General features: G+C 40.9%; 27 protein-coding genes. 19 read left to right on the top strand and 8 right to left on the bottom strand.

Features of this window, described 5'->3' with window-relative positions; genetic code table 11:
- Positions 1-30: 30 nt before the first annotated feature.
- The 10 genes from larE to KFT32_RS05605 all read left to right on the top strand — a co-directional run bounded on the left by larE (position 31) and on the right by KFT32_RS05605 (position 10,545).
- On the top strand, positions 31-831 hold the full coding sequence (gene larE / locus KFT32_RS05560) for an ATP-dependent sacrificial sulfur transferase LarE (RefSeq protein WP_481856308.1): 801 nt from the start codon (positions 31-33) through the stop codon (positions 829-831).
- A gap of 18 nt (positions 832-849) precedes the next feature.
- A complete protein-coding gene (locus KFT32_RS05565; protein ID WP_211746142.1) occupies positions 850-2,322 on the top strand; it encodes a gluconokinase in 1,473 nt (490 codons plus the stop codon).
- Between the two features lie 31 nt (positions 2,323-2,353).
- Positions 2,354-3,103: a nickel pincer cofactor biosynthesis protein LarB gene (gene larB / locus KFT32_RS05570; protein WP_211746143.1), complete on the top strand. Its 750-nt coding sequence runs from the start codon at positions 2,354-2,356 to the stop codon at positions 3,101-3,103.
- Positions 3,104-3,106: 3 nt separating this feature from the next.
- Positions 3,107-4,027, top strand: a complete 921-nt coding sequence (larC, locus tag KFT32_RS27405; RefSeq protein ID WP_211746144.1) for a nickel pincer cofactor biosynthesis protein LarC — start codon at positions 3,107-3,109, stop codon at positions 4,025-4,027.
- 23 nt (positions 4,028-4,050) lie between these two features.
- Positions 4,051-4,554, top strand: coding sequence for a nickel pincer cofactor biosynthesis protein LarC2 (gene larC2, locus KFT32_RS27410; protein WP_211746145.1), 504 nt, complete (start codon positions 4,051-4,053; stop codon positions 4,552-4,554).
- A gap of 18 nt (positions 4,555-4,572) precedes the next feature.
- Complete coding sequence (locus KFT32_RS05585) at positions 4,573-4,869, top strand: ArsR/SmtB family transcription factor (RefSeq protein WP_211746283.1); 297 nt, start codon at positions 4,573-4,575, stop codon at positions 4,867-4,869.
- Positions 4,870-5,024: 155 nt separating this feature from the next.
- The gene (locus KFT32_RS05590; protein ID WP_211746146.1) at positions 5,025-6,041 is read left to right on the top strand and encodes an NADP-dependent oxidoreductase; all 1,017 of its coding nucleotides are present in this window, start codon (positions 5,025-5,027) and stop codon (positions 6,039-6,041) included.
- A 364-nt stretch (positions 6,042-6,405) separates the two neighbouring features.
- Positions 6,406-6,957: a GNAT family N-acetyltransferase gene (locus KFT32_RS05595; protein WP_211746147.1), complete on the top strand. Its 552-nt coding sequence runs from the start codon at positions 6,406-6,408 to the stop codon at positions 6,955-6,957.
- A 223-nt stretch (positions 6,958-7,180) separates the two neighbouring features.
- The gene (locus KFT32_RS05600) at positions 7,181-8,851 is read left to right on the top strand and encodes a DUF4091 domain-containing protein (RefSeq protein WP_211746148.1); all 1,671 of its coding nucleotides are present in this window, start codon (positions 7,181-7,183) and stop codon (positions 8,849-8,851) included.
- A gap of 182 nt (positions 8,852-9,033) precedes the next feature.
- Complete coding sequence (locus KFT32_RS05605) at positions 9,034-10,545, top strand: sulfatase family protein (protein ID WP_211746149.1); 1,512 nt, start codon at positions 9,034-9,036, stop codon at positions 10,543-10,545.
- Between the two features lie 122 nt (positions 10,546-10,667).
- Here the strand turns inward: KFT32_RS05605 and KFT32_RS05610 are convergent, their stop codons facing one another.
- Complete coding sequence (locus tag KFT32_RS05610; RefSeq protein WP_211746150.1) at positions 10,668-11,639, bottom strand: YpdA family putative bacillithiol disulfide reductase; 972 nt, start codon at positions 11,637-11,639, stop codon at positions 10,668-10,670.
- Between the two features lie 186 nt (positions 11,640-11,825).
- Between KFT32_RS05610 and KFT32_RS05615 the strand changes: the two genes are divergently transcribed.
- Positions 11,826-12,818, top strand: a complete 993-nt coding sequence (locus KFT32_RS05615) for a phosphotransferase enzyme family protein (RefSeq protein ID WP_211746151.1) — start codon at positions 11,826-11,828, stop codon at positions 12,816-12,818.
- Positions 12,819-12,960: 142 nt separating this feature from the next.
- Here KFT32_RS05615 and KFT32_RS05620 read toward each other — a convergent pair whose 3' ends face one another.
- Together KFT32_RS05620 and KFT32_RS05625 are read right to left on the bottom strand one after the other, a co-directional pair.
- Positions 12,961-13,335 (bottom strand): hypothetical protein, encoded by a 375-nt coding sequence (locus KFT32_RS05620; protein WP_211746152.1) that lies wholly within the window; start codon positions 13,333-13,335, stop codon positions 12,961-12,963.
- Positions 13,336-13,443: 108 nt separating this feature from the next.
- Positions 13,444-14,358 (bottom strand): AraC family transcriptional regulator, encoded by a 915-nt coding sequence (locus KFT32_RS05625; protein ID WP_211746153.1) that lies wholly within the window; start codon positions 14,356-14,358, stop codon positions 13,444-13,446.
- Positions 14,359-14,474: 116 nt separating this feature from the next.
- On the opposite strand from KFT32_RS05625, the gene KFT32_RS05630 reads away from it, so the two are divergent.
- From KFT32_RS05630 to KFT32_RS05640, 3 genes are all read left to right on the top strand, one after another.
- Positions 14,475-15,221 (top strand): sugar phosphate isomerase/epimerase family protein, encoded by a 747-nt coding sequence (locus tag KFT32_RS05630; protein ID WP_211746154.1) that lies wholly within the window; start codon positions 14,475-14,477, stop codon positions 15,219-15,221.
- A gap of 24 nt (positions 15,222-15,245) precedes the next feature.
- On the top strand, positions 15,246-16,364 hold the full coding sequence (locus KFT32_RS05635) for a Gfo/Idh/MocA family protein (protein WP_211746155.1): 1,119 nt from the start codon (positions 15,246-15,248) through the stop codon (positions 16,362-16,364).
- A 257-nt stretch (positions 16,365-16,621) separates the two neighbouring features.
- On the top strand, positions 16,622-17,227 hold the full coding sequence (locus tag KFT32_RS05640; RefSeq protein ID WP_211746156.1) for a pentapeptide repeat-containing protein: 606 nt from the start codon (positions 16,622-16,624) through the stop codon (positions 17,225-17,227).
- 156 nt (positions 17,228-17,383) lie between these two features.
- Here the strand turns inward: KFT32_RS05640 and KFT32_RS05645 are convergent, their stop codons facing one another.
- The gene (locus KFT32_RS05645) at positions 17,384-17,872 is read right to left on the bottom strand and encodes a DUF2798 domain-containing protein (RefSeq protein WP_211746157.1); all 489 of its coding nucleotides are present in this window, start codon (positions 17,870-17,872) and stop codon (positions 17,384-17,386) included.
- A 273-nt stretch (positions 17,873-18,145) separates the two neighbouring features.
- On the opposite strand from KFT32_RS05645, the gene KFT32_RS05650 reads away from it, so the two are divergent.
- On the top strand, positions 18,146-19,273 hold the full coding sequence (locus KFT32_RS05650; protein WP_211746158.1) for an NAD(P)/FAD-dependent oxidoreductase: 1,128 nt from the start codon (positions 18,146-18,148) through the stop codon (positions 19,271-19,273).
- 87 nt (positions 19,274-19,360) lie between these two features.
- On the opposite strand, the gene KFT32_RS05655 is transcribed toward KFT32_RS05650, so the two are convergent.
- Both KFT32_RS05655 and KFT32_RS05660 read right to left on the bottom strand, forming a co-directional pair.
- On the bottom strand, positions 19,361-20,200 hold the full coding sequence (locus tag KFT32_RS05655) for a sugar phosphate isomerase/epimerase family protein (RefSeq protein ID WP_211746284.1): 840 nt from the start codon (positions 20,198-20,200) through the stop codon (positions 19,361-19,363).
- Positions 20,201-20,227: 27 nt separating this feature from the next.
- Entirely contained in the window at positions 20,228-21,037 is an 810-nt protein-coding gene (locus tag KFT32_RS05660; RefSeq protein ID WP_211746159.1) for a phytanoyl-CoA dioxygenase family protein, read from the bottom strand.
- A 136-nt stretch (positions 21,038-21,173) separates the two neighbouring features.
- On the opposite strand from KFT32_RS05660, the gene KFT32_RS05665 reads away from it, so the two are divergent.
- Both KFT32_RS05665 and KFT32_RS05670 read left to right on the top strand, forming a co-directional pair.
- Positions 21,174-22,025, top strand: a complete 852-nt coding sequence (locus KFT32_RS05665; protein WP_211746160.1) for a helix-turn-helix domain-containing protein — start codon at positions 21,174-21,176, stop codon at positions 22,023-22,025.
- On the top strand, positions 22,022-22,651 hold the full coding sequence (locus tag KFT32_RS05670; RefSeq protein ID WP_211746161.1) for an NAD(P)-dependent oxidoreductase: 630 nt from the start codon (positions 22,022-22,024) through the stop codon (positions 22,649-22,651). Before KFT32_RS05665 ends, KFT32_RS05670 begins: the two co-directional genes overlap by 4 nt.
- A 129-nt stretch (positions 22,652-22,780) precedes the next feature.
- Here KFT32_RS05670 and KFT32_RS05675 read toward each other — a convergent pair whose 3' ends face one another.
- Positions 22,781-23,152, bottom strand: a complete 372-nt coding sequence (locus KFT32_RS05675) for an alpha/beta fold hydrolase (protein WP_211746285.1) — start codon at positions 23,150-23,152, stop codon at positions 22,781-22,783.
- 225 nt (positions 23,153-23,377) lie between these two features.
- Complete coding sequence (locus KFT32_RS05680) at positions 23,378-24,862, bottom strand: catalase (RefSeq protein ID WP_249435687.1); 1,485 nt, start codon at positions 24,860-24,862, stop codon at positions 23,378-23,380.
- A 185-nt stretch (positions 24,863-25,047) separates the two neighbouring features.
- Between KFT32_RS05680 and KFT32_RS05685 the strand changes: the two genes are divergently transcribed.
- Both KFT32_RS05685 and KFT32_RS05690 read left to right on the top strand, forming a co-directional pair.
- The gene (locus KFT32_RS05685) at positions 25,048-25,581 is read left to right on the top strand and encodes a TetR/AcrR family transcriptional regulator (RefSeq protein ID WP_211746162.1); all 534 of its coding nucleotides are present in this window, start codon (positions 25,048-25,050) and stop codon (positions 25,579-25,581) included.
- Between the two features lie 13 nt (positions 25,582-25,594).
- The gene (locus tag KFT32_RS05690) at positions 25,595-25,924 is read left to right on the top strand and encodes a DMT family transporter (RefSeq protein ID WP_211746163.1); all 330 of its coding nucleotides are present in this window, start codon (positions 25,595-25,597) and stop codon (positions 25,922-25,924) included.
- Positions 25,925-25,942 lie beyond the last annotated feature (18 nt).

The following is a 25,942-nucleotide window of genomic DNA, read 5'->3' on the forward strand; positions in this document are numbered from 1 at the left end:
TGGATCTATTAATGGGAGGGATCACAAGTGATTCAAAATAAATATGACAGATTACAATCCATCCTTCGTGAAATGAAATCGGTAGTTGTCGCTTTCTCTGGTGGAGTTGACAGTACCTTTCTATTAAAAGCAGCTGTTGACACTTTGGGTGCCGATCATGTTCTTGCTGTTACAGCGGATTCAGAAACGTATCCTACCAGCGAATTAGAAGAAGCAAAAGAATTGGCCGCACTCATCGGTGTTAAACACCTAGTGATTGAAACTTCTGAGCTCGCTATCCCGGGTTATGCAGAGAACAATAAGAACCGCTGTTATTTTTGCAAGAGCAGCTTGTTTGACCATTTAATTCCGGTACTCGAGGAAAAGTCCTTTCAGAATATCATTTATGGCGTTATTGCTGATGATATGAATGAACACCGTCCAGGGATGCAGGCTGCCAAGGAAAGAGGCATTCGCGGTCCTCTTCTAGAAGCTGAATTGTTCAAAGCTGAGATCAGAGAGCTATCCAAAGAGCGGAATTTACCTACGTGGGAGAAACCTTCTTTTGCCTGTCTATCCTCAAGGATTGCCTATGGGGAGATGATTACGAACGAGAAGCTTAAAAAGGTAGAAAAGGCGGAAGCCTATTTAAAATCACTAGGTATCCGTCAGGTAAGAGTACGTACTCATCAGGAAATTGCTAGAATCGAAGTGGAGCCTCAAGATATGGAAACGGTTTTAAGACATCATCCTCTTATTGTGCAAGAGCTTCAAAGCTATGGATATAAATATGTTACGTTAGATTTGCTAGGATACAAGAGTGGAAGTATGAATAAGGTTCTTTCTATATAGACAGAAGGGAAGATACACATGCCTAGAGAGCTTGTAATTGGACTAGATATCGGTACGACCAGTGTGAAAGCCTGTGTGTTCCATATTCAGGGTGATTTAGTAGCGGAAGCCGAAGAAATGAATCGTTTTCATTATCCACAGCAGGGCTGGGCTGAACAAGATGCGATAGAGATTGAACGCTCCGCGGTGAGGGCAATTAGAGAAGCGGTAAGAAAAGCTGAAATTGGGAAGGATGAACTTATTTCTATTGGAATTTCCGCTGCCATGCACTCCCTTTTGATTGTAAACGAAGAAGGTATACCACTGTCTCCTGCGATCATATGGGCTGATGGAAGAAGCACCAATCAGGTAGATCAAATGTCTGAACAGATGAAAAAACATATCTATTCTCTTACTGGTACCCCAGTACATCCGATGACACCGTTTTTAAAGCTGTTATGGATGAAAGAAAGCGATTATGCACCATACCAGAATGCCGTTTCTTTCATGTCTATTAAAGAGTATTTAATATATTGTTGGTTTGGGGAGAAGATGATCGACTATTCGATGGCTTCCGCGACCGGATTGTATAACCCTTCAACACATGCGTGGGAAAAAGAGTTGTTACAAATGGCAGGTGTAACTGAAGAACAGTTATCAAAGGTCGTATCTCCAACAACCCAGATAAACGGCATTAAACCGGACATAGCGGAACAAATGGGTATCCATGTAGGACTTCCTTTTGTTATTGGGGCAGCTGACGGTCAACTGGCGAACTTAGGTATCGGGGCCTTGCTTCCAGGGGAAGTCGCTGTTTCGGTAGGTACTAGCGGAGCGATTAGACAATTTACTAATCACTCGAAGGTTAGCGATAAGCAGGAAACCTTTTGCTACTCTTTTATGGAAGATTCCTTTATTATCGGGGGACCTACCAACAACGGGGGGATTGTCCTACAATGGGTTAAGGATCTGCTCAATGACCAAGGGAGTTTTGAAAGTTTCCTACGTGAAGCAGAGCGGGTAGAACCCGGTGCGGAAGGACTTCTCTTCTTGCCGTATCTAAATGGAGAAAGAGCACCGGTTTGGAATCAACAGGCGAAAGGAAACTTCTATGGCTTGACGATCACACATAAAAAAGAACATTTTATACGTGCTGTGTTGGAAGGGATCACTTTTAATCTATATCAAATTGGTAGAGCACTCGAGGAAATTGCCGGAACTTCGCTAAAAATATATGTAAACGGTGGTTTATCCAGATCGCGACTGTGGCTGCAAATGATGGCCGATATTTTTGAAGCTGAAATCTATGTTTCAGAGAATCATCATAGTGCTGCTTGGGGCGCTGCTTGGACGGCAATGGTGTCTGTCGGACGGGTTACATCTTTTGAAGCAATTAAAGATAATATTCCGATGAGTACACCTGTGGTACCTAATCAGGAGAACAGCAAGCGGTATAAAGAGATCTATCATCACTATGAAACATTGGCAAATACGATAGCCAAATTGTTCTGATCGCAAGAACTGAAGCAAAGAGGTGAACGGAGTGCTAGAGAACATATTGAATCAAGTTAAAAATGGAGAACTAAGCGTGGCCGAAGCTCAGGAGCGACTAGCTGCTTTTGAAGACTTGGGCTTCGCAAAAGTGGATCATCATCGAAAAAAACGTCAAGGATTTCCTGAAATTGTTTATGGAGAAGGCAAAACATCCGAACAAATCAGTTCCATTGTCGAGTCTCTGCGTTCACAAAACAATCAGATACTTGTCACCAGAGTTTCTATGGACAAAGCTGAGAAGGTTCTGAAGATCATGCCTGATTTAATATATAACGAAGTAGCAAAAATCTTATATTGGAAATCTATCGAAACGGCAGATAAGAGACCCCAAGGATACATTGCCGTGATTGCTGCCGGAACCTCAGATATACGGGTCGCCGAAGAAGCAGCGGTCACAGCTGAGGTTCTTGGAAGCAACGTGCATCGTATTTATGATGTGGGTGTTGCCGGAATTCATCGTCTGCTGCATCATGCAGAGGAAATTCAGAACGCTGTGGTATCTGTAGTTGTTGCAGGTATGGAAGGTGCTCTTCCAAGTGTCGTCGGTGGATTAGTTGCTCATCCTGTCATCGCTGTTCCTACGAGTATTGGTTACGGAGCGAACTTCAACGGTTTATCTGCCCTCCTGACCATGTTAAATTCATGTGCTTCAGGCATCAGTGTTGTCAATATAGATAACGGATTTGGCGGAGGTTACAACGCTGCACTCATTCATAAGCTTATACAAAAGGGGCTATAAATTATGAAAACACTTTATCTGGATTGTTTCTCCGGAATTAGCGGTGACATGTTCATTGGAGCGCTGATCGATGCAGGGGCTGATCCCATCCACTTGAGAGAAGAGCTGAGCAAACTTCATATTGAAGATGAGTATGAATTAAAGTGGGAAAAGATCATAAAGAACGGAATCACTTGCACTAAATTTGATGTGATCTTGCTGGAAGATAAGAAAAAAGATGCTCACAACCATGCACATAGACATAATGATCTTGTGGATGGACAGAGCGATAAACATGAAGCTCACGACCATGGACATACGCATGAACATTCCCATACACACGAGCATCACGACCATAGACGCACGCATGAGCACGCCCATACCAACGATCATCACGATCATAGCCATACCCATGCGCATGAGCATCATCACCACGATCACAGGTCATATAAAGATATTGTCCGTTTAATTGAAGCGGCTGGATTATCAGAACGGGTGGAAAAAACGGCATTACAGATTTTCAAGAAAATCGGGGAAGCAGAAGGGCTTATTCATGGAATTCCACTGGAGCGAGTTCATTTCCATGAAGTGGGCGCAGTAGATTCTATTATTGATATTGTCGGAGCCGCTATCTTGATTCATCAATTAGGTATTGATACTGTGAAGTCTTCGCCAGTCCCTGTAGGGAAAGGGAAGATTCGTATCGATCATGGTATTTATCCCGTTCCTGCCCCTGCGACACTTGAAATGTTAAGAGGCATTCCTTTGGAGCAATCGGATATCAGAGCAGAACTTACAACACCGACTGGAGCTGCAATTATCGCAGTCCTGGCTGAGGAGTTTGGTTCTATTCCTTCTATGAACATTCAATCGATTGGATATGGAGCGGGAACAAAAACATTCCCAGATCAGCCCAACGCTTTGCGCGTTATTATCGGGGAATAAATGGAGCAGAGAGGAGCATGACTATGAAATCTCACCGTCCTCCTGATCATGAGCATACAGATACAGAAATGGTGAAAATGGAAGTGAATCTAGACGATATTCCCGGAGAATGGCTAGGGTATGTAATGGACATGCTGTTCGAGAACGGTGCTAATGATGTATTCTATACACCGATATTTATGAAGAAGAACAGACCAGGCACTCTGCTTCAACTGTTATGTTCATCGGCAAATGTTAGCAAAATGAAAGAGATATTATTTAAGGAAACGACAACGTTAGGCATTCGTTATTATCCGTTGACTGTACATAGACTGGAACGAAAGTTTGAACAGGTTGAAACCGAGTGGGGACCGGTCACCGTGAAAAAAGGGATCTATGCCGGTGACGTTGTCGAGTGGGCTCCTGAATATGAGGAATGTAAGCAGATCGCGATTTCAAATGGGATTCCTTTAAAAAAGGTTTACGATCATGTACGGAAGTTAACAGAAATAACAACTAGTAACGGTCCATTTGACTTTACTAAATGAGAGGAATACAATAGTTTGATGACTATCAAACAATACTCTTTTCAAAATGATGTAAAACGGGTTAAGATTTTCAAAGCATTAGCAGAAGTGAAACGAATCGAAATGATTCGTTATCTTCATCTCCATCGGGACAACAACACATGTGGATCTATCGGTGAATCTATGGGTATGGATAAATCGAATGTGTCTTATCATCTCAAGATTTTATATGAGGCTGATTTAGTCAGTGTCACACGTATGGGCCAGAATAAGATCAGTCAGCTTCGAGAAGATACGTTTACCGAATTTTTGCCGGGTTTCTTGGACAGCTTATAATTTGTCCGGAGACCCTTCATTTTTTGTTAATGATTTGAAAGTTTTATAACTATCAAACAATTGAGTTGTTGATATCATGGTCGTTAGATTTTTAAATGCAAGGGTAATAGGTAATGTAATATCAAAATAAAAACATGTAATGGAGTAGTGATCATATGAATCAGCAAAATAAAAATAGACAAGTCCTTTTAACTTCACGTCCAGTAGGTATGCCAACTCAGGATAATTTTGAGTTTAAAAATGTTTCCGTGGTTATGCCAGAAGAAGGACAAGTTGTGGTACGGACGTTATACTTATCAGTGGATCCTTACATGCGTGGAAGAATGAGTGATGCGAAATCGTATGTTCCGCCATTCCAGTTAAATGAAGTGATTACTGGTGGACTTGTGGGGGAAATTACGGAATCAAAATCAGACCAATTCAAAGCTGGAGACAAAGTGATTGGTATGTTGGGCTGGCAGCTATACAATACAGTGGAAGCTAAAAAAGTAACTAAAATCGATGAGAAGATTGCACCGGTATCTGCTTATTTAAGTGTACTTGGATTAACAGGTCTTACAGCTTACTTCGGTTTACTTGATATCGGTCAACCGAAAGAAGGAGAAACGGTCGTTGTGTCTGGAGCAGCAGGATCCGTGGGGATGTTTGTTGGACAGATCGCCAAAATCAAAGGAGCACGTGTTGTTGGGATTGCAGGTACCGATGAAAAATGCGATTATTTGAAGCGGGAACTTGGCTTTGATGCGGTTATTAACTATAAAACAACGAATAACTTAGGTCAGGATCTGGAAAATGCATGCCCTAATGGTGTGGATGTTTATTTTGATAATGTTGGCGGGACGATATCAGACGCTGTGATGAACTTACTTAATAATCATGCACGTATTCCACTCTGCGGTGCGATTTCATCCTACAACAGTACAGACGGAGACATGGGCCCACGTATTCAGACGAAATTAATCAAGACTCGTTCACTCATCCAAGGATTCGTCCTCAGTGACTATGCAGATCGGCAGTCGGAGGGGCTGCAAGAACTTGGAAAATGGCTGTCAGAGGGTAAGTTAAAGTACGAAGAAACGGTTGTTGAAGGATTTGATAACGTAATTGAAGCATTTTTACAATTGTTCCAAGGTGCGAATCTAGGTAAAATGCTCGTAAAAGTGAGTGAATAATCTTAGAGACAAAGGGTGCTAATATATAGATCATATTTTTTGAAAAAATAATTAGAGAATCCCCATCAGCTAATGATGGGGATTCTCTTTGTAATCAAACACACTCACAAGGAAAATGGGTTTGCTAAAAGTGATGATTTCGAATGTTTAAATGTGGTGTATACAAAGTCCATAACTTCACATTTGATGAGGAATTCTTGCAGAAAAATGATAAAGAATAGCGGTATGCTGCTATTTTTTGATAAAACAAGTTAGATAATTACTGTCTTTCATTGCCGAATACCTGTAAGCTAGGGTTATCTCTTAGGAGAATCGGTTAGCCTTGATGAATACATTAGATTTCACAATAAGGAGATGAAGATGTATGAAAAGAATCCCATTAAAAATGGTAAGAAAAGATTTGTTAGATATTCCACAATATACGCTTCCTGCTGGATACCGAATTCGGTTGTTTGAAAAGGGTGACGAACACAACTGGGCCAGGGTTGAAACAAGTGTAGATGAATTTAAAAATGAGGAAGCTGCACTAGAGCGCTTCAATAAAGAATTTGGACCCTATCTTGATGATATGGCGAAGCGGTGTGTTTTCATTGAGAATAAAGATGGTGAAGTGATTGCAACCACAACAGCATGGTATGGTGACTTACTTGGTGACGGAGAAATATCGGGTAGAATTCATTGGGTAGGGGTTACTCCGGAATACCAAGGACAAAAACTTGCAAAACCTCTACTCAGCACAGCTATGAATATATTAGCTGATCATCATTCAAAAGCTTATTTAACCTCCCAAACTACAAGTTATCAAGCAATCAATATGTATTTAAATTATGGTTTTGAACCTTTTATCACCGGTCCAACTTGTAATGAAGCATGGTCTTTGTTAGAAAATATTTTAAATAGAAAAATTTTAACGTAAGAAATTCAGAAGGTTCTCTTAACAATTTTGAGGGACAAAACCATAGAGTCATCAGAAGCCGCATCTATTGCGGCTTTTTTGGTTTGAAGGAAAGATATTATGATAGGCTTTTTTTGTAAAGTCACAGGGTTATTCATTCTTTTGCTGAACTATATAAGTGAGTTAGTAAACATGATTTAGCGGATTTTCAAAATTATAGTTGATCGAAAGGTGGTTATTTAGAATGGTTCATTTTGAAACTCGATGTTTAAGCTCACTGTCAAAGGTATTTGCAGATGAAGAATTAAAAGATACCGCATTTTCATCAGCCTCTGCGCTTAGAGGGGAAAGTTACTCCTTTCAAGTTGCATATCGGTGCAACAAACGTATTAAACCGCTGGGAATCAAGCTGGAAAGTACAATCGAAGGCAATGCCTATTATCGTCTAGTAGGATTATCTCCTTCTGATCTCCCTTGCTTTGATGACTTTGACGAAAATGTTCTTCGCACGACGCCTGGACAGTATCCCGATCCTTTATACACACCGGAATTAACGGAGGCAGCTGCGCTTCCTAATCAATGGCGTTCCGTTTGGGTTACGGTAGAAATTGACCCTAGTGCACTCGAGGGATCTCACTCCATCTCAGTCCAATTTGAAGATGAGAATAAGCAGACGCTGGGTCAGGAAGTATTTCATTTGACCATTATTCCGGCCTCGTTGCCGCCGCAACGCCTTCTTCATACCGAATGGTTTCATGCTGATTGCCTAGCCGAATATTATAAATGCCCAATTCTTAGCGAGGAACACTGGATGAGAATAGGTCAATTTATGCAAACGGCAGCCAAGCATGGCATGAATATGATGTTAACGCCGCTATTTACTTTACCTCTGGATACAGCAATAGGAGGAGAGAGACCGACTTTGCAGCTGGTTAAGGTCTTCAAGTCAGAAGAGCGGTACCATTTTGAATTCGATCTATTGAAACGATGGATTGAGTTATGTAGTATACATAAAATTCAGTATGTGGAGTTCTCCCATTTATTTACCCAGTGGGGTGCTGCGCATGCTCCAAAAATTATGGCGGATGTATCTGGAGAGTTAGTACAGATTTTCGGCTGGGAAACAGATAGCACAGGAGAGGAATATACATTGTTCCTGAACCAATTTCTCCCTGAGCTTGTTGCCTTTATTAAAGAAAATGAATTGACGGAACGTTGTTATTTCCACGTATCAGATGAACCTTATCTTGAGCATATGGACACGTTCAAGAAGGTAAGTCAGCTGATGAAAAGCCATTTAGACGGATTCCCTATTTTTGATGCTTTATCTAATTATGAGTTTTATACAAAAGGACTTGTTGAAACCCCAGTTGTCGCGACAGATCATATTGATGTATTTATCGAAAACGACGTTCAACCCTTATGGGCCTATTATTGTGTGTCTCAACGCCAGAAAGTATCGAATCGATTTTTCCATATGCCCTCTGCTCGAAACCGAGTGATCGGAATCCAGCTGTACAAATTTGCAATTCAGGGGTTTCTGCATTGGGGTTATAATTTTTATTTTTCACAATTTTCACGCAAACCTATTGATCCTTTTCAAGTGACAGATTCGGATCAAAGCTTCCCTTCTGGAGACCCGTTTATTGTATATCCTGGCCCAAGCGGCCCCATTGAGTCGATTAGACTGGAAGTGATGTTTGAGGCGATACAGGATATACGAGCACTTGAACTGTTAGAATCTTATATTGGAAAAGATCAGGTTATCCATCTGATCGAAGAGGGGTTAGATCGCCCCATTACATTTAGTGATTATCCTCATTCGCAGCAGTGGCTTCTCGAAGTTCGGAATAAAGTGAATCAAGCCATTTCTGAATCGGCAAACAAGTCGATACCCAATAACATAACAACATGAGTCGTAAAAGCTATGAATTGATATCCTCTTTTTAATTTGAAGTTAAAACTCAAGCAGGATTCTTATAGAGGTCAGCGAATTCATTAACACGTAAAGGAAGACATTACCGATTTAGGTATGCAAAGAACGATGCATACACTTGCTTTGCACAACTCGTCAGTCGATATGGAGGAGATAGGATCATGTCTTTTAAGAATGAGCAGTCATCAAGTCGTCCAAACATTATATTTATTCAGACAGATCAACAGAGAGTTGATACGCTTAAGAGTTATGGAGGGAATGTATGCCAAACCCCCCATCTGAATCAACTTGCTGAAGAAAGTGTTATTTTTGAGAACGCATACACGAGCTGCCCAGTGTGTACTCCGGCTCGGGCTTCGATGCAGACAGGGTTATACCCTTTTAAACATGGAATGCAGACGAACACTTATGGTATGGGCAGCATGGTTCATGAATTACCGGATACGCCGAGGCTTCTTAGCAGGCAATTGAAGGAGCAGGAATACCAGATCGGTTATACAGGCAAGTGGCATCTAGGCTTCGGGCCGGAGATGGGCAACTGGTTGCCAGATAACCTTGCTTATATCCGATTCCCTGATATTTCTGCAGGCAACCGCTCGTTACCTACTGACGTTGGCTATGAAGGCGACGATTTTGCAGGTCATGGCGGAGGAGGCATGAACTACCCGCAATTCAAACAATACTTGGAGGATAACGGACTTACCTGGAAGGAAGAGAATAAGATTAGTGGTCACTTTGAGTACCATTACGCTTCCGAATTGACCTCACCGATCGAGTCTACTGTAGAATATTATTTGACGGAACGGGCGATTCACTATATAGATCAGTTTCGTAAACAGGACGAACCTTTTTTCTTCTCATTAAACTTTTGGGGACCCCACGAGCCCTACATTGCACCGACACGCTTCCTAGACTTGTATCGAGATATGGAACTAGAACCGTGGCCGAACTTCTTCGATGATAATAAAGACAAACCGTCTATCCACCGCATCAAAAAAGGGAATACGACGGAATGGTCCGATTTCGAGCCCTATATTAAACATTATTATGCTGCCATGAGCAGCATTGACGAACAGATCGGGCGTCTGCTCCATTATTTAAAACAGCATGATCTGTATGACAATACGGTTATAATCTTTACTGCCGATCATGGGGAATCACTAGGAATTCACGGTGGATTGTGCGACAAATCGTTCTTCATGTATGAAGAAACTTGCCGTATCCCGCTTATCGTCAAACCAGCTGGTGATACGAAGGGGCAGCACAGGACAGAAGAAAGTTTTGTGGGTACTTGTGACATTCATGCGACGATTCTTGATCTCGCAGGTGTAGGGTCAATTCCGCAAGGATCGGATGGCAGATCGTTCCTCCCGATGCTTACTGGAGAGACTGTAGATGAATGGCCGGATAGTGTTGTGACCGAGGGTGCTGGCCTGGAGGCAGCTATGTTCACGCAGCGTATGATCCGCAAAGGTTCCTACAAATATGTGTTCAATTGTGGTGATATGGATGAGCTCTATCATCTGGAAAGTGATCCACACGAATTAACAAATCTCATTAATCATGTGGACTACAAGCAGACGCTATTCGATATGCGGCAATCCCTTGCTGACTGGATGGTTCTCCACCAGGATAACCTTCTCAAACAATTCAAACGGATGAGAATGGAGTAAAAGAGAAGAAGCGCAGATAGGCAGAGCTAGATCTTATGTTTAGATGAATACAAAAAAGCAATCAGTCATTTCTACGTTGAAATCGCTGATTGTTTTTTTTTATTCCATGAGAGATTTAGATCTTATAGTCTACTTCGGATTTCCTCCGCTATATTTAATCCGTGAAAACGTCCGTCTTCTATGTATACTCGATTTGTTATCCCGCCAGTAACGACTCCTGCTAAAAACACATTATGGACATTGGATTCGTAAGTATCTTTATTAAACGAGGGTACTAATGTTAAAGGATCAAATGTAATTCCAATACTTTCGAGTAAATCGACATCAGGTCGATAACCAATTAGGGAAAATACAAAGTCATTTGGAATTTGGACATCATGATCGTTGAGTGTACGAATTGTAATGGATGTTGAATCAATTTCTTTGATACTAGATTGAGGGTAAAATGTAATCTTACCTTTTTCTATTAAATTGCGCATGTCTGGAATCAAGTAAGGTTTGATCCCTTGTAATACAGTTTCTCCTCGATGAACGAGCGAAACATGTGCCCCTGAATGATAAAGGTCAATCGCGGCTTCAACAGCCGAATTTTTGCCTCCGATTACAGCTACATTTTGTCCATAGTAAGAGTGACCTTCTTTGTAGTAATACATTACCTTGGATAATTCCTCGCCGGTAACTCCATTTTTCTTAGGGTTGTCGAAAATTCCAGTGGCAAACACAATCATTCGTGCGTTATAGGTGGAAGTTATTCCTTTTGGATTAATAGTCTGTAATGTGAAAGAATTATCGTCTCTATGAATTTCAGTAACTTTTTGGAAACTCTTAATGTTCAGAGCTTGACGTTCAGTAACCACACGGTAGTATTTTAGAAGTTCAGTTCGAGTGGGGCGGATCTCCTTCGTAATAAACGGTATATTTCCGATTTCTAAACGATCTGAAGTACTGTAGAAACGCATATCGAGAGGACAATTCACAATTGAATTCACAACCGCTTCTTTTTCGAGAATTACATAAGAGATTCCTTTTTCTTGTAGTGAAAGAGCTGTAGACAATCCACATGGACCTCCACCAATGATAACAACGTCATACATATAAAATCCTCCAGTCATTCTACTTCATCAATGTATTCGTGTTACTAATTATACTTAATGTGTCACATAGAATCGACATTTTTAATTTGAGGAGGAGGAAAGCGCAGCAGGTTAACAGAACCTACTTCACGAAAGTAATATCAAAAGAGATTAGCTTATTCAGTTAGTAATGAAACGGAGGCAAAAATGGCTACTCATATTAGCAGGGAGCTATTAGTTAAGTCGGCAGCATCTTTTGGATTTGATGTGGAAACGTTGGTGTTTATCAGCAATTCTTGTAATGAGGTATTCCAATTCCAAAAGAGTGGTCTTCCACATATATTACGATTATCTGAGAAAACAGTAGATTATGTGGATAACATTAAAGCGGAGGTTCATTGGGTTCGATATTTGGCCGAAAACGGAGTACGTACTTCGTTGCCGATCACAACGACAGATGGACAGTTAACCGCTGTTTATCAAGAAAATGAAAAGTGGTATATAGCAACGGCTTTTCATATGGCACCAGGCAAGTTTTTTGATAGTGATCCAACGTTGTGGGGGCCATCCTTATTCAATAAATGGGGAGAGACAATGGGTGAAATGCACCGGCTTACAGAAACATACGATCCTATGGATTTCCGTTTAAAAAGGGAGAATTGGAGTGCGGCTAAAATCAATAATCCTTATCTTCAAGAAGGGGAATATAGATTTTTATTTGATAAGTTAACAGCGATTGAGGATTATATTTTATCCCTCCCCAAAGATCAGGAATCTTACGGATTAATCCATTATGATTTCCATCCCTATAACTTTCTAATAGATCAGGGGGATATTACGGTCTTTGACTTTGATGATTCAATTTATGGCTGGTTTGCGCTTGATATTGGTGTCGCAGCTACACATGCTGTGTGGTGGGGATCGCCGAACCAAGATCGTAAATCAAAACACGAGTTTGCAAAACAATTTTTGAATGAGTTTCTAACGGGATACGTGAAGCAAAACACCATAGATCATTATTGGAGTCAACAGATTCCTACTTTCATGGACTACAGGAATATGAGTTCCTTCTTCTGGTGGCTTAGTAGCTGGGATGGAAATGAAGATAGTCTATCCGTATTTCAGAAGGATGCCATTACTAATGGTGTAGCACTCATAAAAAAAGGGATGCCTTTTGACGGTTGTGACATCCAATTGTAATCGTAAACTCCAATAATAGCCTAATTGTTATTGGGGATGAATTATTTATACATAGATTAAAAAAAAGCACCCTTTGGGGGTGCTTAAATTAGAAAATATAAAGGAGTGTAACTCTTAACGTGCCGTTTTTCTGAAAGTTAAATTAGTGATGTTTGAAGTAAACTTTTTTAGCTAATTCTGTTGGTGAGAAACGATGAGCTGCAACTAGACGACCATTCACGTTTTTCCCCCAGCCAGAAACAAGGACATGTTTGCTGTGCGTTGTATACTCTACTTCAAATTGAACTAAGTTAGCAACATTAAGAATACGGAATCCAGATGCACCTGGAGCAAGTGTCAATGTTGTATTTGTAATCAATACTTTTTCTCCATTCAAACGGTACAATTTAATTCGTACTACGGCAGTAGTAGGCCCATTGTTTATTGCTTTAGCAAAAAACGTTCTGGATTCTCCAGGTACTGTGGCTAAATTAATAGCGTTCTCAACTGGACCAGTAGAATACTTTACTATTTTCATATAAAATCAACCTCCTTCGGGTGATAATATATAATATTCAATTGTTGAGAGATTGCTTGGGTGAATAGAGTTATGTTTCAGAAAAGGGCGATTGATAGATTCATAGAGTTACAAAATAGTATGATCTGCATTTTCACTAATGATTTTTTTGCGGAATTGGTTAGGCGAAATGTTTTTATAATGCTTGAATTGTTGAATGAAATAGCTAGAATTTGAGAACCCGACTTCGAGTGCGATTTCGGTCATGCTCATATCGGATGTCAGAAGCAACTTTTCCGCTTCGGTAATCCGGATGTAATTTAAATAAGTAGTAAATGTTTTTCCCATGATTGCTTTGAATCTCCGCGAAAAATAGCTATAGCTCAGGCTGCAAATACGGGCGGCCGTCTGGGCATTAATGTCAAACTTATAGTTATCGTCGATATACTCGAATACCTTTTGGAGCATCTGAATATCCATTTCCTTGAGCGAGTGGGTAACGTCCCAATGGGGGCGCTGATCTTGGGATGAACGTAATATCCATAAGAATACCCGACAGATCAGTGTACGCACAGCCAGTTCGAACCCGTAGCTTTTCGATGTGAATTCGTCATAGATCTCTTGTATGAGTTCAGGGAGTATGGTGTCTTTAATTTCCAATTGACTAAAGGAACGCCGACTTTTTGAATTTCCCATCGTGAAGGGAAGAACATATTTTGACTCGAAGATCGTTCTTGAGGTCGAGTACAAAATTTCTGGATCAAACTTGATCACGATATAAGATACACCCTCTTCATCCATAGCATATACGGAATGAGTTTCATGAGAATGAATCAGGATTAAATCCCCTTTGCTCAGGATATAGGATTCTCCACCCAAGAATACATTCGCCCTGCCGGATGTAAGATAGAGGATCTCGATATAAATATGCCAGTGAGCATTGACGATCCAACCTCTGTCATTACAAGAATGAATCATGCTTTCGAAAGGACATTGAATTGTACCGACTGAAGATCGGTTAGACTCATAATAAGGTTCTGTCATTTGAACACACTCCCGGTTATTGAATGACAAATATTTGATATATAAGAATAGGTTTATTGTATTACTTACTCACTGATTTTGGTATCTTTACTTGTATCACCGGAAGGAGGCAAACCATGGAGAATATAGCTTTGCAATTGTACTCAATTAAAGAACTAACGAGCACAGATTTTCTCGGCACATTGAAAAAGGTAGCTGACATTGGCTACGACGGTGTGGAGTTTGCTGGTTATTTTAACACGAGTTCTAAAGATGTTAGGAAGGCACTTGATGAGTATAGGCTGAAGGCTGCAGGAAGTCACATCGGGATTGGGGATCTTCAGGAAAATCTGGAGAAAATAATTGATTACTCGCTTGAAATTAATAGCGCTTACATCATATGTCCTGGTCTTCCGGATGAGATGAGAAATAGCAAGGACAGCTATAAACGAACCGCTGAGCAATTCAATCGAATTGGAGAGCAGTGCAAAAAAAATGGGATTCAGTTCGGTTATCACAATCATGGGATCGAATTTGAGAAATTTGATGGTGAATATGGACTGGATCTCTTAGTGCAGAACACAGATCCTGATCATTTATTCGTTGAACTGGATACATACTGGGTAGAGCAAGCGGGGCTGCGCGCTGTTGATTTTATCCATAAATATAAAGATCGCTGCTCTATTTTGCACATCAAAGATATGAAGAGTGAAGCTGACAAAAGAAATACAGAAATTGGTTCTGGCATCATGGATTTCAAAGCAATTACGGCTGCAGGTAAAAATTACAGTGTTCAATGGTTCACCGTTGAGCAGGAAGAATTTGAAATTCCTCAACTGGAAAGTATCGAGAAGAGCTTGAAATACTTAAAAGAAATTTTATAAATCATGAGAAGAGGAGAATGAAAAATGGGACAAAATTCAGAAAAAATTTTAAAAGTAGGTATTGTAGGTTGCGGAGGTATTGCAAACGGAAAGCATATTCCGAATCTTTCTGCTCAGAAAAACGTAGAGATCGTGGCACTTTGCGATATCATTGAAGAACGCGCTGTAGAATCAGCCAAAAAGATTGGTAATGATGACATTAAAATCTACACGGATTACAAAGAAATGCTGCAGGATGATAGTATTGATGTCGTTCATGTATGTACGCCAAATAAATCCCATTCCTTTATTACCATTGATGCGCTTGAATCAGGAAAGCATGTCATGTGTGAGAAACCGATGGCAAAAACAGCAAAAGAAGCAAGAGCGATGCTGGATGCCTCCAAGCGTACAGGAAAGAAACTTACGATCGGCTACGACAACCGCTATCGTCCTGATTCCTTGACACTCAAAAAAGTTTGCGAAAGAGGAGATCTAGGCGACATTTATTTTGCTAAAGCGCATGCGATTCGCAGACGTGCGGTTCCAACTTGGGGCGTGTTTCTTAACGAAGAAGAGCAAGGCGGCGGACCACTAATCGATATCGGTACACACGCACTCGATCTTACACTTTGGCTCATGGATAATTATAAAGTCAGCAGCGTTAAAGGGAACGTCTATCACAAACTGGGTAACAAAGAAAATGCAGCGAACGCTTTTGGTCCATGGGATCCGAAAGAGTTTACTGTAGAAGACTCTGCGTTCGGATTCATTACGATGGAGAATGGCGCAACGGTTACGCTGGAAGCTAGCTGGGCTCTGAATACATTAGATGTTGGTGAAGCTCAGGCTACTCTTTGCGGTACAGAAGGCGGAGCAGATATGAAGGATGGTCTTCGTATTAATGGAGAGGATCTTGGAAATCTGTATACGAAAACACCTGATCTGAAAACGGGCGGCGTAGCTTATTTCTCTGGTAATTCCGAAAGTCAGGCTGGCAGAGAATGCCGTATGTGGATTGAAAGTATTTTGAATGATACCGATCCTATGGTAAAACCAGAGCAAGCCCTTGTGGTGACTGAAATTCTTGAGGCGATTTACGAATCTGCACGTACAGGGAAAACCGTATATTTTGATGATAAACTTGTAGCTTCCCAAGTCTAATTTTTTTGAGCCAGGGGCAGTAATCAAGGAAAGTAGTTATATATCGAAGAAGCCAAGAATTCACAAACGTAAGTTTGTGGTTCTTGGCTTTTTTTACTATTACAGGTAGTTAGTAACGGAGGTCTAACACCACAAGGGAAAATAAAAATCTTGACTTTTAGATGAGATCATACAGGGGCTTGACAGCCGTGTGATATATTAAAAAAGATAGATTCACGGGAGTAAGAAGAAAAGTAATTAAAAACGGGAGGCTTCTAATGTTTCAGCATAATAATCAAATTTATACAGAAGTAAACTTTAGTACTCAAGATTTAAGATATGGTGAGCTAATAAGTTGTACATTTCATCGTTGTTCGTTTTCTAACGGGTCATTAGAGGAGATCACATCCAGCAACTGCCGTTTCATCGAGTGTGATTTTAGAGGCGCTTTGTTAAATGGTTCCATTCATAAAGAATCAGCCTTTGAAAATTGCAATTTTAATGGAGCAACTCTTTTTGTTTCGAAATTTGAAAATTGTAAAATGACAGGTTCGGATTTTAGTGGCTCCGATATGGATGGGATCACTATAATTGAAGGGGACTGGTCGTATACCAATTTGAGACAAACCCGTTTAGCGAAGCAAGGTTTACGAGGGGTTAAGTTTCATGAAGCAGATTTGTCAGGTGCTAATTTAGAAAAAGCGGATTTAAGAGATTGTGATCTGACGATGGCGGTGCTTTCCAAAGCGAAGATGCAGGGGGCTGATGTAAGAGGGGCAAAAATGGAAGGTGTAGATTTTAAAATGATCAACATTACGGGGATGAGAATGGATACGGATCAAGCTGTGTTGTTTTCGATTTCTCATGGAGCAAAGATAGGTTGATGAAAAAGCATATCGTCAAAAGTGGCCGCGTAAACCGTGGTCTTTTTATTTAGGATATAAGTTACCATGAATACAATACTCGCTTTCATCGTAAAAGTAACCGCCTTCAGTTGAAGGCGGTTGTTCAGCAGTTGTAATCCGGCATTTTACTATTTTTTAGCTAGCAGGTATCGAAATCCCCTTGTCTTTAACAAATCGAACAAATAAAAATCGAACAACCGGTCCCACAATAATGAGTTGCAGAGGTAAAGCAAAAATAAAGTTTTTGAAAACAAGAGAAAAGTACTGTTGGAATATGGATTCCCCAGTAAACCCATTATAGAAAAGGCTTGTTAATAGTCCATAAATCGACATAAAGAATACCATTCCAATTACTATAAAAAGAGCAAGTGAGACAATAACAATTCCTTTCTTCGATTTATCGAATGGTAATGTGAAAACAATTTTTTTTGCCACTGGACCGACAATAAAGTATTCCAATAAAAAAGCAGTGCAGTAACATAAAACAAACTGAGCTAGCAATGTTGGTATCGATATTGTACCAATCATGTCATTTGTATATAGATTATACAATGTCATGAATATGACCATCCCCAAACACATCATCAAGCCAAAAAATATTTCTTCTTTTTTCGTTGTTGGCATTTTCCATCATCCTTTCTGTTTACCTTTGCAATTATATAAATTGAGGAAGCCTCTTCATAAGTGAACATTGTGTGAACAATTAGAAATTGATTCTCCTATGTGATATCTTCCTTTCAACTCTACTGTTCGTTCATTCAACAAACCGGATAGAATTCCGTGGTATAATGAACAACTCGTATAATAAAGCTATGAAGTAAAATAATGTCGTACATATATTCGTTTGTAGGATAACAAAACATTGGTACATTATTGGTTGAGGAAAGGAATGTAATTATGAAGAAAGTCATCGTAATTGGATCGGGAATTCTAGGGGCATCGACGGCATACCAATTAACAAAAATGGGGGCTGAGGTGCTTCTTATAGATCGTAAAGATAGAGGACAGGCTACGGATGCAGCTGCTGGTATGATCTGTCCGTGGTTATCACAAAGGAGAAATCAAGCGTGGTATCGGTTGGCAAAGGCAGGTGCACGTTTTTATCCGGGACTCATTGATGAACTTATAAATGAAGGGGAAACGGAAACAGGTTATGCTAAAGTAGGTGCTCTTAGCATTCATCAAGATTTGGAGAAAGTCACGAAGATGGAGGAAAGGGCAAAGGTACGAAAAAAGGATGCGCCCGAGATCGGTGAAATTAGGCAGCTAGATGAAGAAGAAACGAATAGGTTATTTCCTCTACTGGTCGAAGGTTATCATTCTGTTCATATTAGCGGTGCTGCACGTATTGATGGTCGTGCGCTGCGTGATGCACTTATCCGATCAGCACAGAGAAATGGGGCTATTCTCATAAATGGCGATGCTGTCCTTCAATTTCAGTCGAACCGTGTAACAGGAGTAACGGTTGGTGCAGATCACTTTTCAGCTGACAAGGTCATCGTTTGTGCAGGTGCATGGGCTAATCAGTTGCTGCAGCCTTTAGGAATTCATTTTAAAGTGAGTTATCAAAAAGCACAGATTATGCATTTACAGGTTCATGATCGAGAAGATACGGGCTCCTGGCCCGTCATTATGCCACCTACCGATCAATATTTACTCTCTTTTGATAATCAGAAGATTGTTATAGGAGCGACCCATGAGAATGAGATCAAAGATTACGATACGAGAGTAACTCCAGGGGGAATGCAAGAGATCCTGAATAAAGGCTTAGAATTGTCACCTGGTCTAGCTGACAGCACTTTTCAAGAGGTAAGAGTGGGGTTCCGTCCCTTCACCCCCGGATTTCTTCCGGTGATCGGAGCTGTTCCTGAGTGGGATGGCCTGATCACAGCAAATGGTCTTGGTGCCTCCGGGTTAACGATGGGGCCATTTATAGGAAGCCAGCTGGCAAAGCTTGCACTTGATATGGAATTGGATATCGATATAAATGATTATGATATTCGAAAAGCAATGGATGAAAGCTGATCCATCCTATCCTGAGTCATCACAAAAAAGGTGAATGATATAAAGAAGACCCTCATCAACGAGGGTCTTTGTTTTTGTTGAGTAAAGTTACTGTACGTGATCCCATAATTTTCGGATAAGTTGCTGTAGATGGAGGGATTGTTTAAGCCGATCTCCTACTTCGATGATGCTTCCGTTCGGTTCAGCGTAGGTAATGGCGTAAGGTGGTGGTCCAAGCTCAATAACGACGGGGAATATCCCACTATCATAGGGTACTATTTCTGACCTTGAGATGGCATGTTTCATTGCTATCTCCCACCATTTTAAAAAATGAGGCAACATGGGATGTTGACCCTCTTCTCCAGGATCAATCTGAATCTGCTCTCCATTGGAGATGCGTGTATGAATACTGTAAATATTCGGAAGCAGCTGTTTAAGCCAGTTTTCAGCTTCTTCCGAGATCGTATGCAGCTCACCAGCAACAACATAATGAGAATAATCCATAGTAAGCGGGAGCGATGGCAGAGACTTGAGGAAGCTTGCGGTTCGCATCAAATCCTGTGTAATCGTTCCCCGGTGAGTCTCGACGTAAATCGGGATACCAGCCATAAGCGAAATATCATATATACCACTTAGGAGCTCAATAGCTGAATCTCCAACCAAAAAGGGACACATCACTTGAGCATTAATGTAGGATATACCTCCATATTGTGTAGCCTGGTTCACAAAAGCGCGCATCTCTTCAAGTGAAGACGGATAAGCATTCACACTTAAGGAGAGATCGTAATGTGCAAGGAGTTCCTGCCAAATCATCTTATCTTCTGGCCCGGGGACAAAGGCATTAATTCCGTCAAAGCCTTGTTCCGCAATCCATCTAAACTTTTGTTCTGTTGTTTTTATATACGAATTTGAATCCCCGGTGAGGTTGCCCATTCCCCACCAGGACATCTCCACGTTTAGTTTCTTCATCAAGAATTAATGCGGATAAACATTATCAAATTCAATACCGCAAGGGCCGCCATCCGGGTTTACCTCAAGGTCAATAGCAGTACCATCTGCGCGGAATAAAGGGCGATAATGTTGGCTGATATGAGTAGCAGATGCATTGGCATAATGGCATATGAATGCACGTCTAAATTGATCTTTTGTTTTGTTTCGGTACGAACCATGAATGAGATTGCCGTTAAAAAACAATACATCACCGCGATCCATGATGGCAGGTATGGCGGCTTCATCTTTAGGGGGCTTCACATAGTGTGTAGTAAAGGATTCATTCGAATCAGCAAGCTCAGGACACACGATCTCATATTCACTTGTTTTTGGAACTACGAGCAGTCCTCCGTTCTCCAGCGTAGCAGGGTCAATGGCAGTCCAAGCAGCTATGCAATTTCCAGGTTCGACTTGCAAGTAAAAATTATCTTGATGCAGTGCCTGACCACGGGAACCAGGTGGTTTGTAATAGTACATACTTTGCGCTGCCAATGCTTCTTCTCCATAAAGATCCTCAAGCACGTCAAGCACAGGTTTGTGTAGCATGTAAGCTTTGGCAGTATCATTGAAGCGGTGCGGATGCATGACCCGCGGGTAACGTTTTAAAGGATCGTCCGTAGATGCACTCATATCTGGTTCAAAATAACCGGGGACGACGCTTTTACTGATTTCATTAAAGGTATCGTCAATTCGTTGCAGGTCTTCTTCAGAATATAGGCCTTTTACGATGATATATCCTTCGGTTTGAAATTGGTTCAACTGTTCAAGGGTTAATGTTCTTAATGTTTCATTCATGTGTGATTCATCTCCTTTTAGGATGTAATTAATGGGTTGACATCAGTGTAAAGGAATACATAATGAAGAAGAAGTAGGATTTATGCTATAAACTACACGGATGCTGCTATAGTGTTTAAAATCGGAGGGTGGAGACATGGCGCCTCACATACGAACTGAAGATTATACCGCAACGAATTACGGCAATATTTTAAGTGGACATTTTATCGTGGACGATACCTATGGTCACAGCAGACCACAGGGAATGGGCGATTGGCTTATGGTGTATACACTGGAAGGACAGGGTTATTTCCGTACGCCAAGTGGTCTAAAAGAAATAAATCCAGGTGAGCTGGGGCTTTTGCGTGCTGGTGTGCCCCATGAGTATGGAACTATGCGTGGCCAGCACTGGAGCTTTGTATGGGTACATTTTCATAAACTCATGGAATTGAGCTATCTACCTCATCAAGAGGTGCTCATTGCTGGTGTTCCTGAAGGCTACTCTCAGCACCGGGTTGTGACGGCGTTTGAACATATCCTCTATCATGCAAGAGAGAGATCGGCGTATTGGTACGCGCTATGTGAGAACGCAATTCGTGAAATTATTTTACTGATGGCTCAGCAATTACAAACGAAGCGGGATCCCCGAATAGCCTCGATCCTTCAACAAATATCTCAGTCGATGAACAAAGAAATTCGAATCCAAGATTTGGCTCATAACGTTGGGTTATCTCCTTCTAGACTATCTCATCTTTTCAAGGGAGAAATGGGGGAAGGGATTATCGAGCATGTGAATCGAATGAGAATAAAGCAGGCTGCCTTACTTATGGAACATATGGGGAGAACGGCGACAGAAGCTGCACACGATGTTGGATTTAATAATTACAATCATTTTGCGGACCTGTTTCGTAAGCAACTGGGAGTAAGCCCGAGGTCATATAGAAAAGAGAAAGAAAAAGTGAAATATTTCAGTGATGAGTTCGCCATTAATAAGGAGGATGAAACGTGAACATCATTATGTTTGGAGCTACAGGAAGAGTGGGAACTCAGTTCATCGATACAGCACTGAGAGAGGGTCATTCGGTTAATGCTCTTGTAAGATCACCTGAAAAGCTTGGCGAATGGGCCGGACATCCCTTTGTGACTGTAATTCAGGGAGATGCGACTTCTCAGCTAGACATTCAGCGAGCCCTTTCTTCCGGAGGGGACGTAGTTGTCAGTACACTCGGAACAGGTGGCGGGAATGTGTTATCAACAGCTTTTCCTCTTCTGATTAATGCAATGGGGAAGTTTGGAATGAAACGACTCGTAACTGTAGGTACTGCAGGTATTCTAAATAGCAGGACAAAACCAGGATACCTGCGCTATCAATCGAGTGAGTCAAAGCGCAAGTTAACAAGAGCTGCCGAAGAGCATCATAGGGTGTTTGATCTACTCCAGCAATCGAACCTTGACTGGACACTGGTCTGTCCAACCTATTTGCCAGAAGGAAGTGCGAAGGGGAATTATCGAATTGAGAAAGATTTCTTGCCTGCGGATGGGAGCGAGATATCAACAGGGGATACTGCTTTATTTTTGTATGAACAAATCTTTAGTGACGCTTATATTCACGCTCGTGTAGGTATTACATATTAACATTAACGGTTTCAGAGATGGAAAGACATAAGGTATTAATTCTTAATCAAAAGATGACTAGTGCTTTAAAATTCACGTCCACTAATCGTCTCTTGATTAAAAAATGGCTACAAGTATTTGGGCGTAATTCTATATGACTTCAGTTAAATAAGTTGCAACTATTTTCTCATTTAACGCTGCCCATTCTGAGGAATTAGCTAGAAATGTGTTGATAGGTGGTTCGTGAAAGGCAACTTTTTTAACGATATCAGGATGGTCTTGTAAAGTTTCCATAGCAACGATTGCACCAGAACTACTGCCCAAGATGAATACTGGTTCATCACTAAGATGTTTAGCTAGAGCCGCCACATCACTCGCGTCAGTTTCAAGACGGTAAGAACTATGTGATTTATCTGCATCACTCGGTAATGGCTCTGTTAATACACTGTGTGAATAACCCCGGCGATCATAGGTTACTACCGTATATTTATCTTGCAATAATTTGGCAAGGCCTGCAAAAATGTCTGCAGTTTATTAAAAAGCGCGAATAATGGAATTGCCCCAGAATAAGTGGATTTTTAACATAACTTTGAGGAGAATATCGAACGACTAATTTCCCAATTTCTAATTCAAAGGTATAACCCAAATTCGCAGGTAACCGATGATTTCGTTTGCATAATAGAGAAAAGAAGCCATTCCCTACATTCAGTGGATGGCTTCTTTTTCTTTTGGGTCAGATGAAAATAGTTACATTCCGATTTGCCTTGCTACTCGATCTGCTAGTTCCGGGGATGCATTATACAAATAGCTTAACACGATACTTTGCGTTTCACGGGATATGGCTGAAAGATCCGTAGCTAGATTTTCAACTAGGTGTTCTTTCTGTTTTTGGGAAAGGGAAGCATAAAATTGCCCTGCTTGTGTAAAATCATCCTGCTTGGATAGATCGGATCTCTCCAAATGCCCCTCTACAAACCTTCCGTTTCCACTGGTTACAAGGGAAGCGGGAGTCCAGTTTTGCTGATGGTTAATAGGGATTTTACGAAAATCAGGCCCTATTCGCCTACGTTGTGAATCTGTATAAATATTAGCGCGTCCTTGCAGCATTTTATCATCCGACAATTCGGCACCTTCTAACAGGTTGGAAGGGGAGAATGCTATTTTTTCAACCTGTTCCATATAATCATCAGGATTTCGATTCAATACCATTCGCCCGACCGGCACCAGAGGGTATTGCTTTTCATTCCAAACTTTTGTATCATCCAGCGGATCGAAAGGAAGCTTTTTTTCATCACTAGGTTCCATCAGCTGCACATATAGTCCATATTCAACGGTTTTTCCCATTGCTAGGGTATCATACAGATCCTTACCAGCAATATCAGGATTCTCTCCGGCGAGCTTAGCCGCTTCATTCCGATCGATATATTGATCCCCGGCAAATGGAATCCAGTGGTATTTAATATAGTGACGGACACCCTGGGCATTTCTCCAAACATAGGTGTTCACACTATGACCCCGTATATGGCGCAGGCTTTTTACCGTGCCGATGTCCGAGTAAAGCCAAACAAGAAAATTGGTGGACTCAGGGGCCCTTGCAACAAAGCTCCAGAATCGTTCGGGATCAATCAGGTTATTTTTTGGAGAGGGTAGAAAGGCTTTAATGGATTCCGGAAAACGTATCGCGTCCCGCACCGAAAACACAGGAATATGATTACAAACCAGATCAAATACCCCATTTTCCGTATAAAATTTTGTGGCAAACCCACGCACATTTCGAGAAGTATCCGGAGTGCCTTTTGTGCTTACCGCAAGCGAAAATCTAACAGTGACGGGAACCTGATGCCCAGGAGTTTGTAAAAAGCTTAGTTTCGTATACTCAGACATGGAATGAACGGTCTCAAAGTAACCGAAGGCACCAAAGCCTTTTACGTGCACAGGTCTTTCAATAATTTTAGTATGTACAAATGTCTCCAGTGTTTCGTGCAACATATTATCCTGCTCAAGTAAAGGCCCTCTTTCACCAACGGTTTGCGAATGTAATTCGGCAGGTAGAACACTCGCCCATTTTTGGCTACCAGGGATTGGGTTTCTCTTATTCTGTGCAGAAGATCTTTGCAGCGTCACTCCTTTCGCTTTTATCTCTGACTCAAGTGTAGGATCATTGTTGTTTTTCAGTTCGACATTTTTCTGCAGTTGTTGCTCATTAATCGGAAGATTATTATCTTTCATCATTACCTCCTACATTATAGAAATCAATACCATTAGTTATATATTGTTTATGCGAGTTCGGCGCTGAATATGTCTATACCTCACGAACATGAAGAATCAAAATAGTTTTGCTTACATCAAACTAACAGGATAATAAAAACGTAATTTGACATATAAACCGTCCAGACGGTATAGTAAATCGAGAGGTGATGATAGTGAATCGTAATTCTAAACGTAATCTAATTTTATCGGCAGCTTCCTTAATCGTTAACAAACAAGGGGTAGAGAAGCTTACCCTTGAGGCAGTAGCCAAAGAAGCAGGTATAAGTAAGGGGGGATTACTCCACCATTTTCCGAATAAGGAAGCTTTGCTAAAAGCGATGGTGGAAGAGTTAACCAATGGCTTTGTTGCTGATGTTCAAAATAGGGCGAACGCTGACACGATCGAAAAAGGGAAGTGGAGCCGGGCCTATTTACAATCTACGCTTGGAGATTTAAAGGAAGAGACAAGTACAGCTCTCACTACATCCTTTTTTACAAACAAAGATTTACTTGGAGAACTTCAAAACCAGTATTCCATCTGGCAAAAAAACCTAGAAAATGATGGGATCGATCCGGTAGATGCTTCTATCATCAGATTAGTTGCTGATGGCTTATGGTTTTCTGAATTGTTTGGAATAGGAAAGATAGATGATGAATTACGAGAAAAAATAATCCATAAATTGCAGCTGATGACCAAATAGGAGGTTCCTAAATTTGAATCCATTTTTATTATTGGCGATTGCCATACTAAGTGAAGTATTTGGTAGCTCGATGCTTAAGGTATCCCAAGGATTTAAAAAGTTGTTTCCCTCTATAGGTGTAATCCTTGGAATGAGTGTAGCTTTCTATTGCTTATCTTTGGCTCTTACATCTATACCACTCGGAACGGCTTATGCCATATGGGCGGGCGCAGGTACTGCTTTAACCGCTTTAGTGGGTGTCGTTGTATATAAAGAAAATTTTAACGTCAAAAAAGGATTAGCTTTAGCCCTAATCATTGGCGGCGTAGTGATTTTAAAGCTCTCAACGGATGGTTCTCACTAGCCCTTAAAGTAATGGAGG

Source organism: Paenibacillus sp. Marseille-Q4541, assembly GCF_018310695.1.
Taxonomy (GTDB): domain Bacteria; phylum Bacillota; class Bacilli; order Paenibacillales; family Paenibacillaceae; genus Paenibacillus.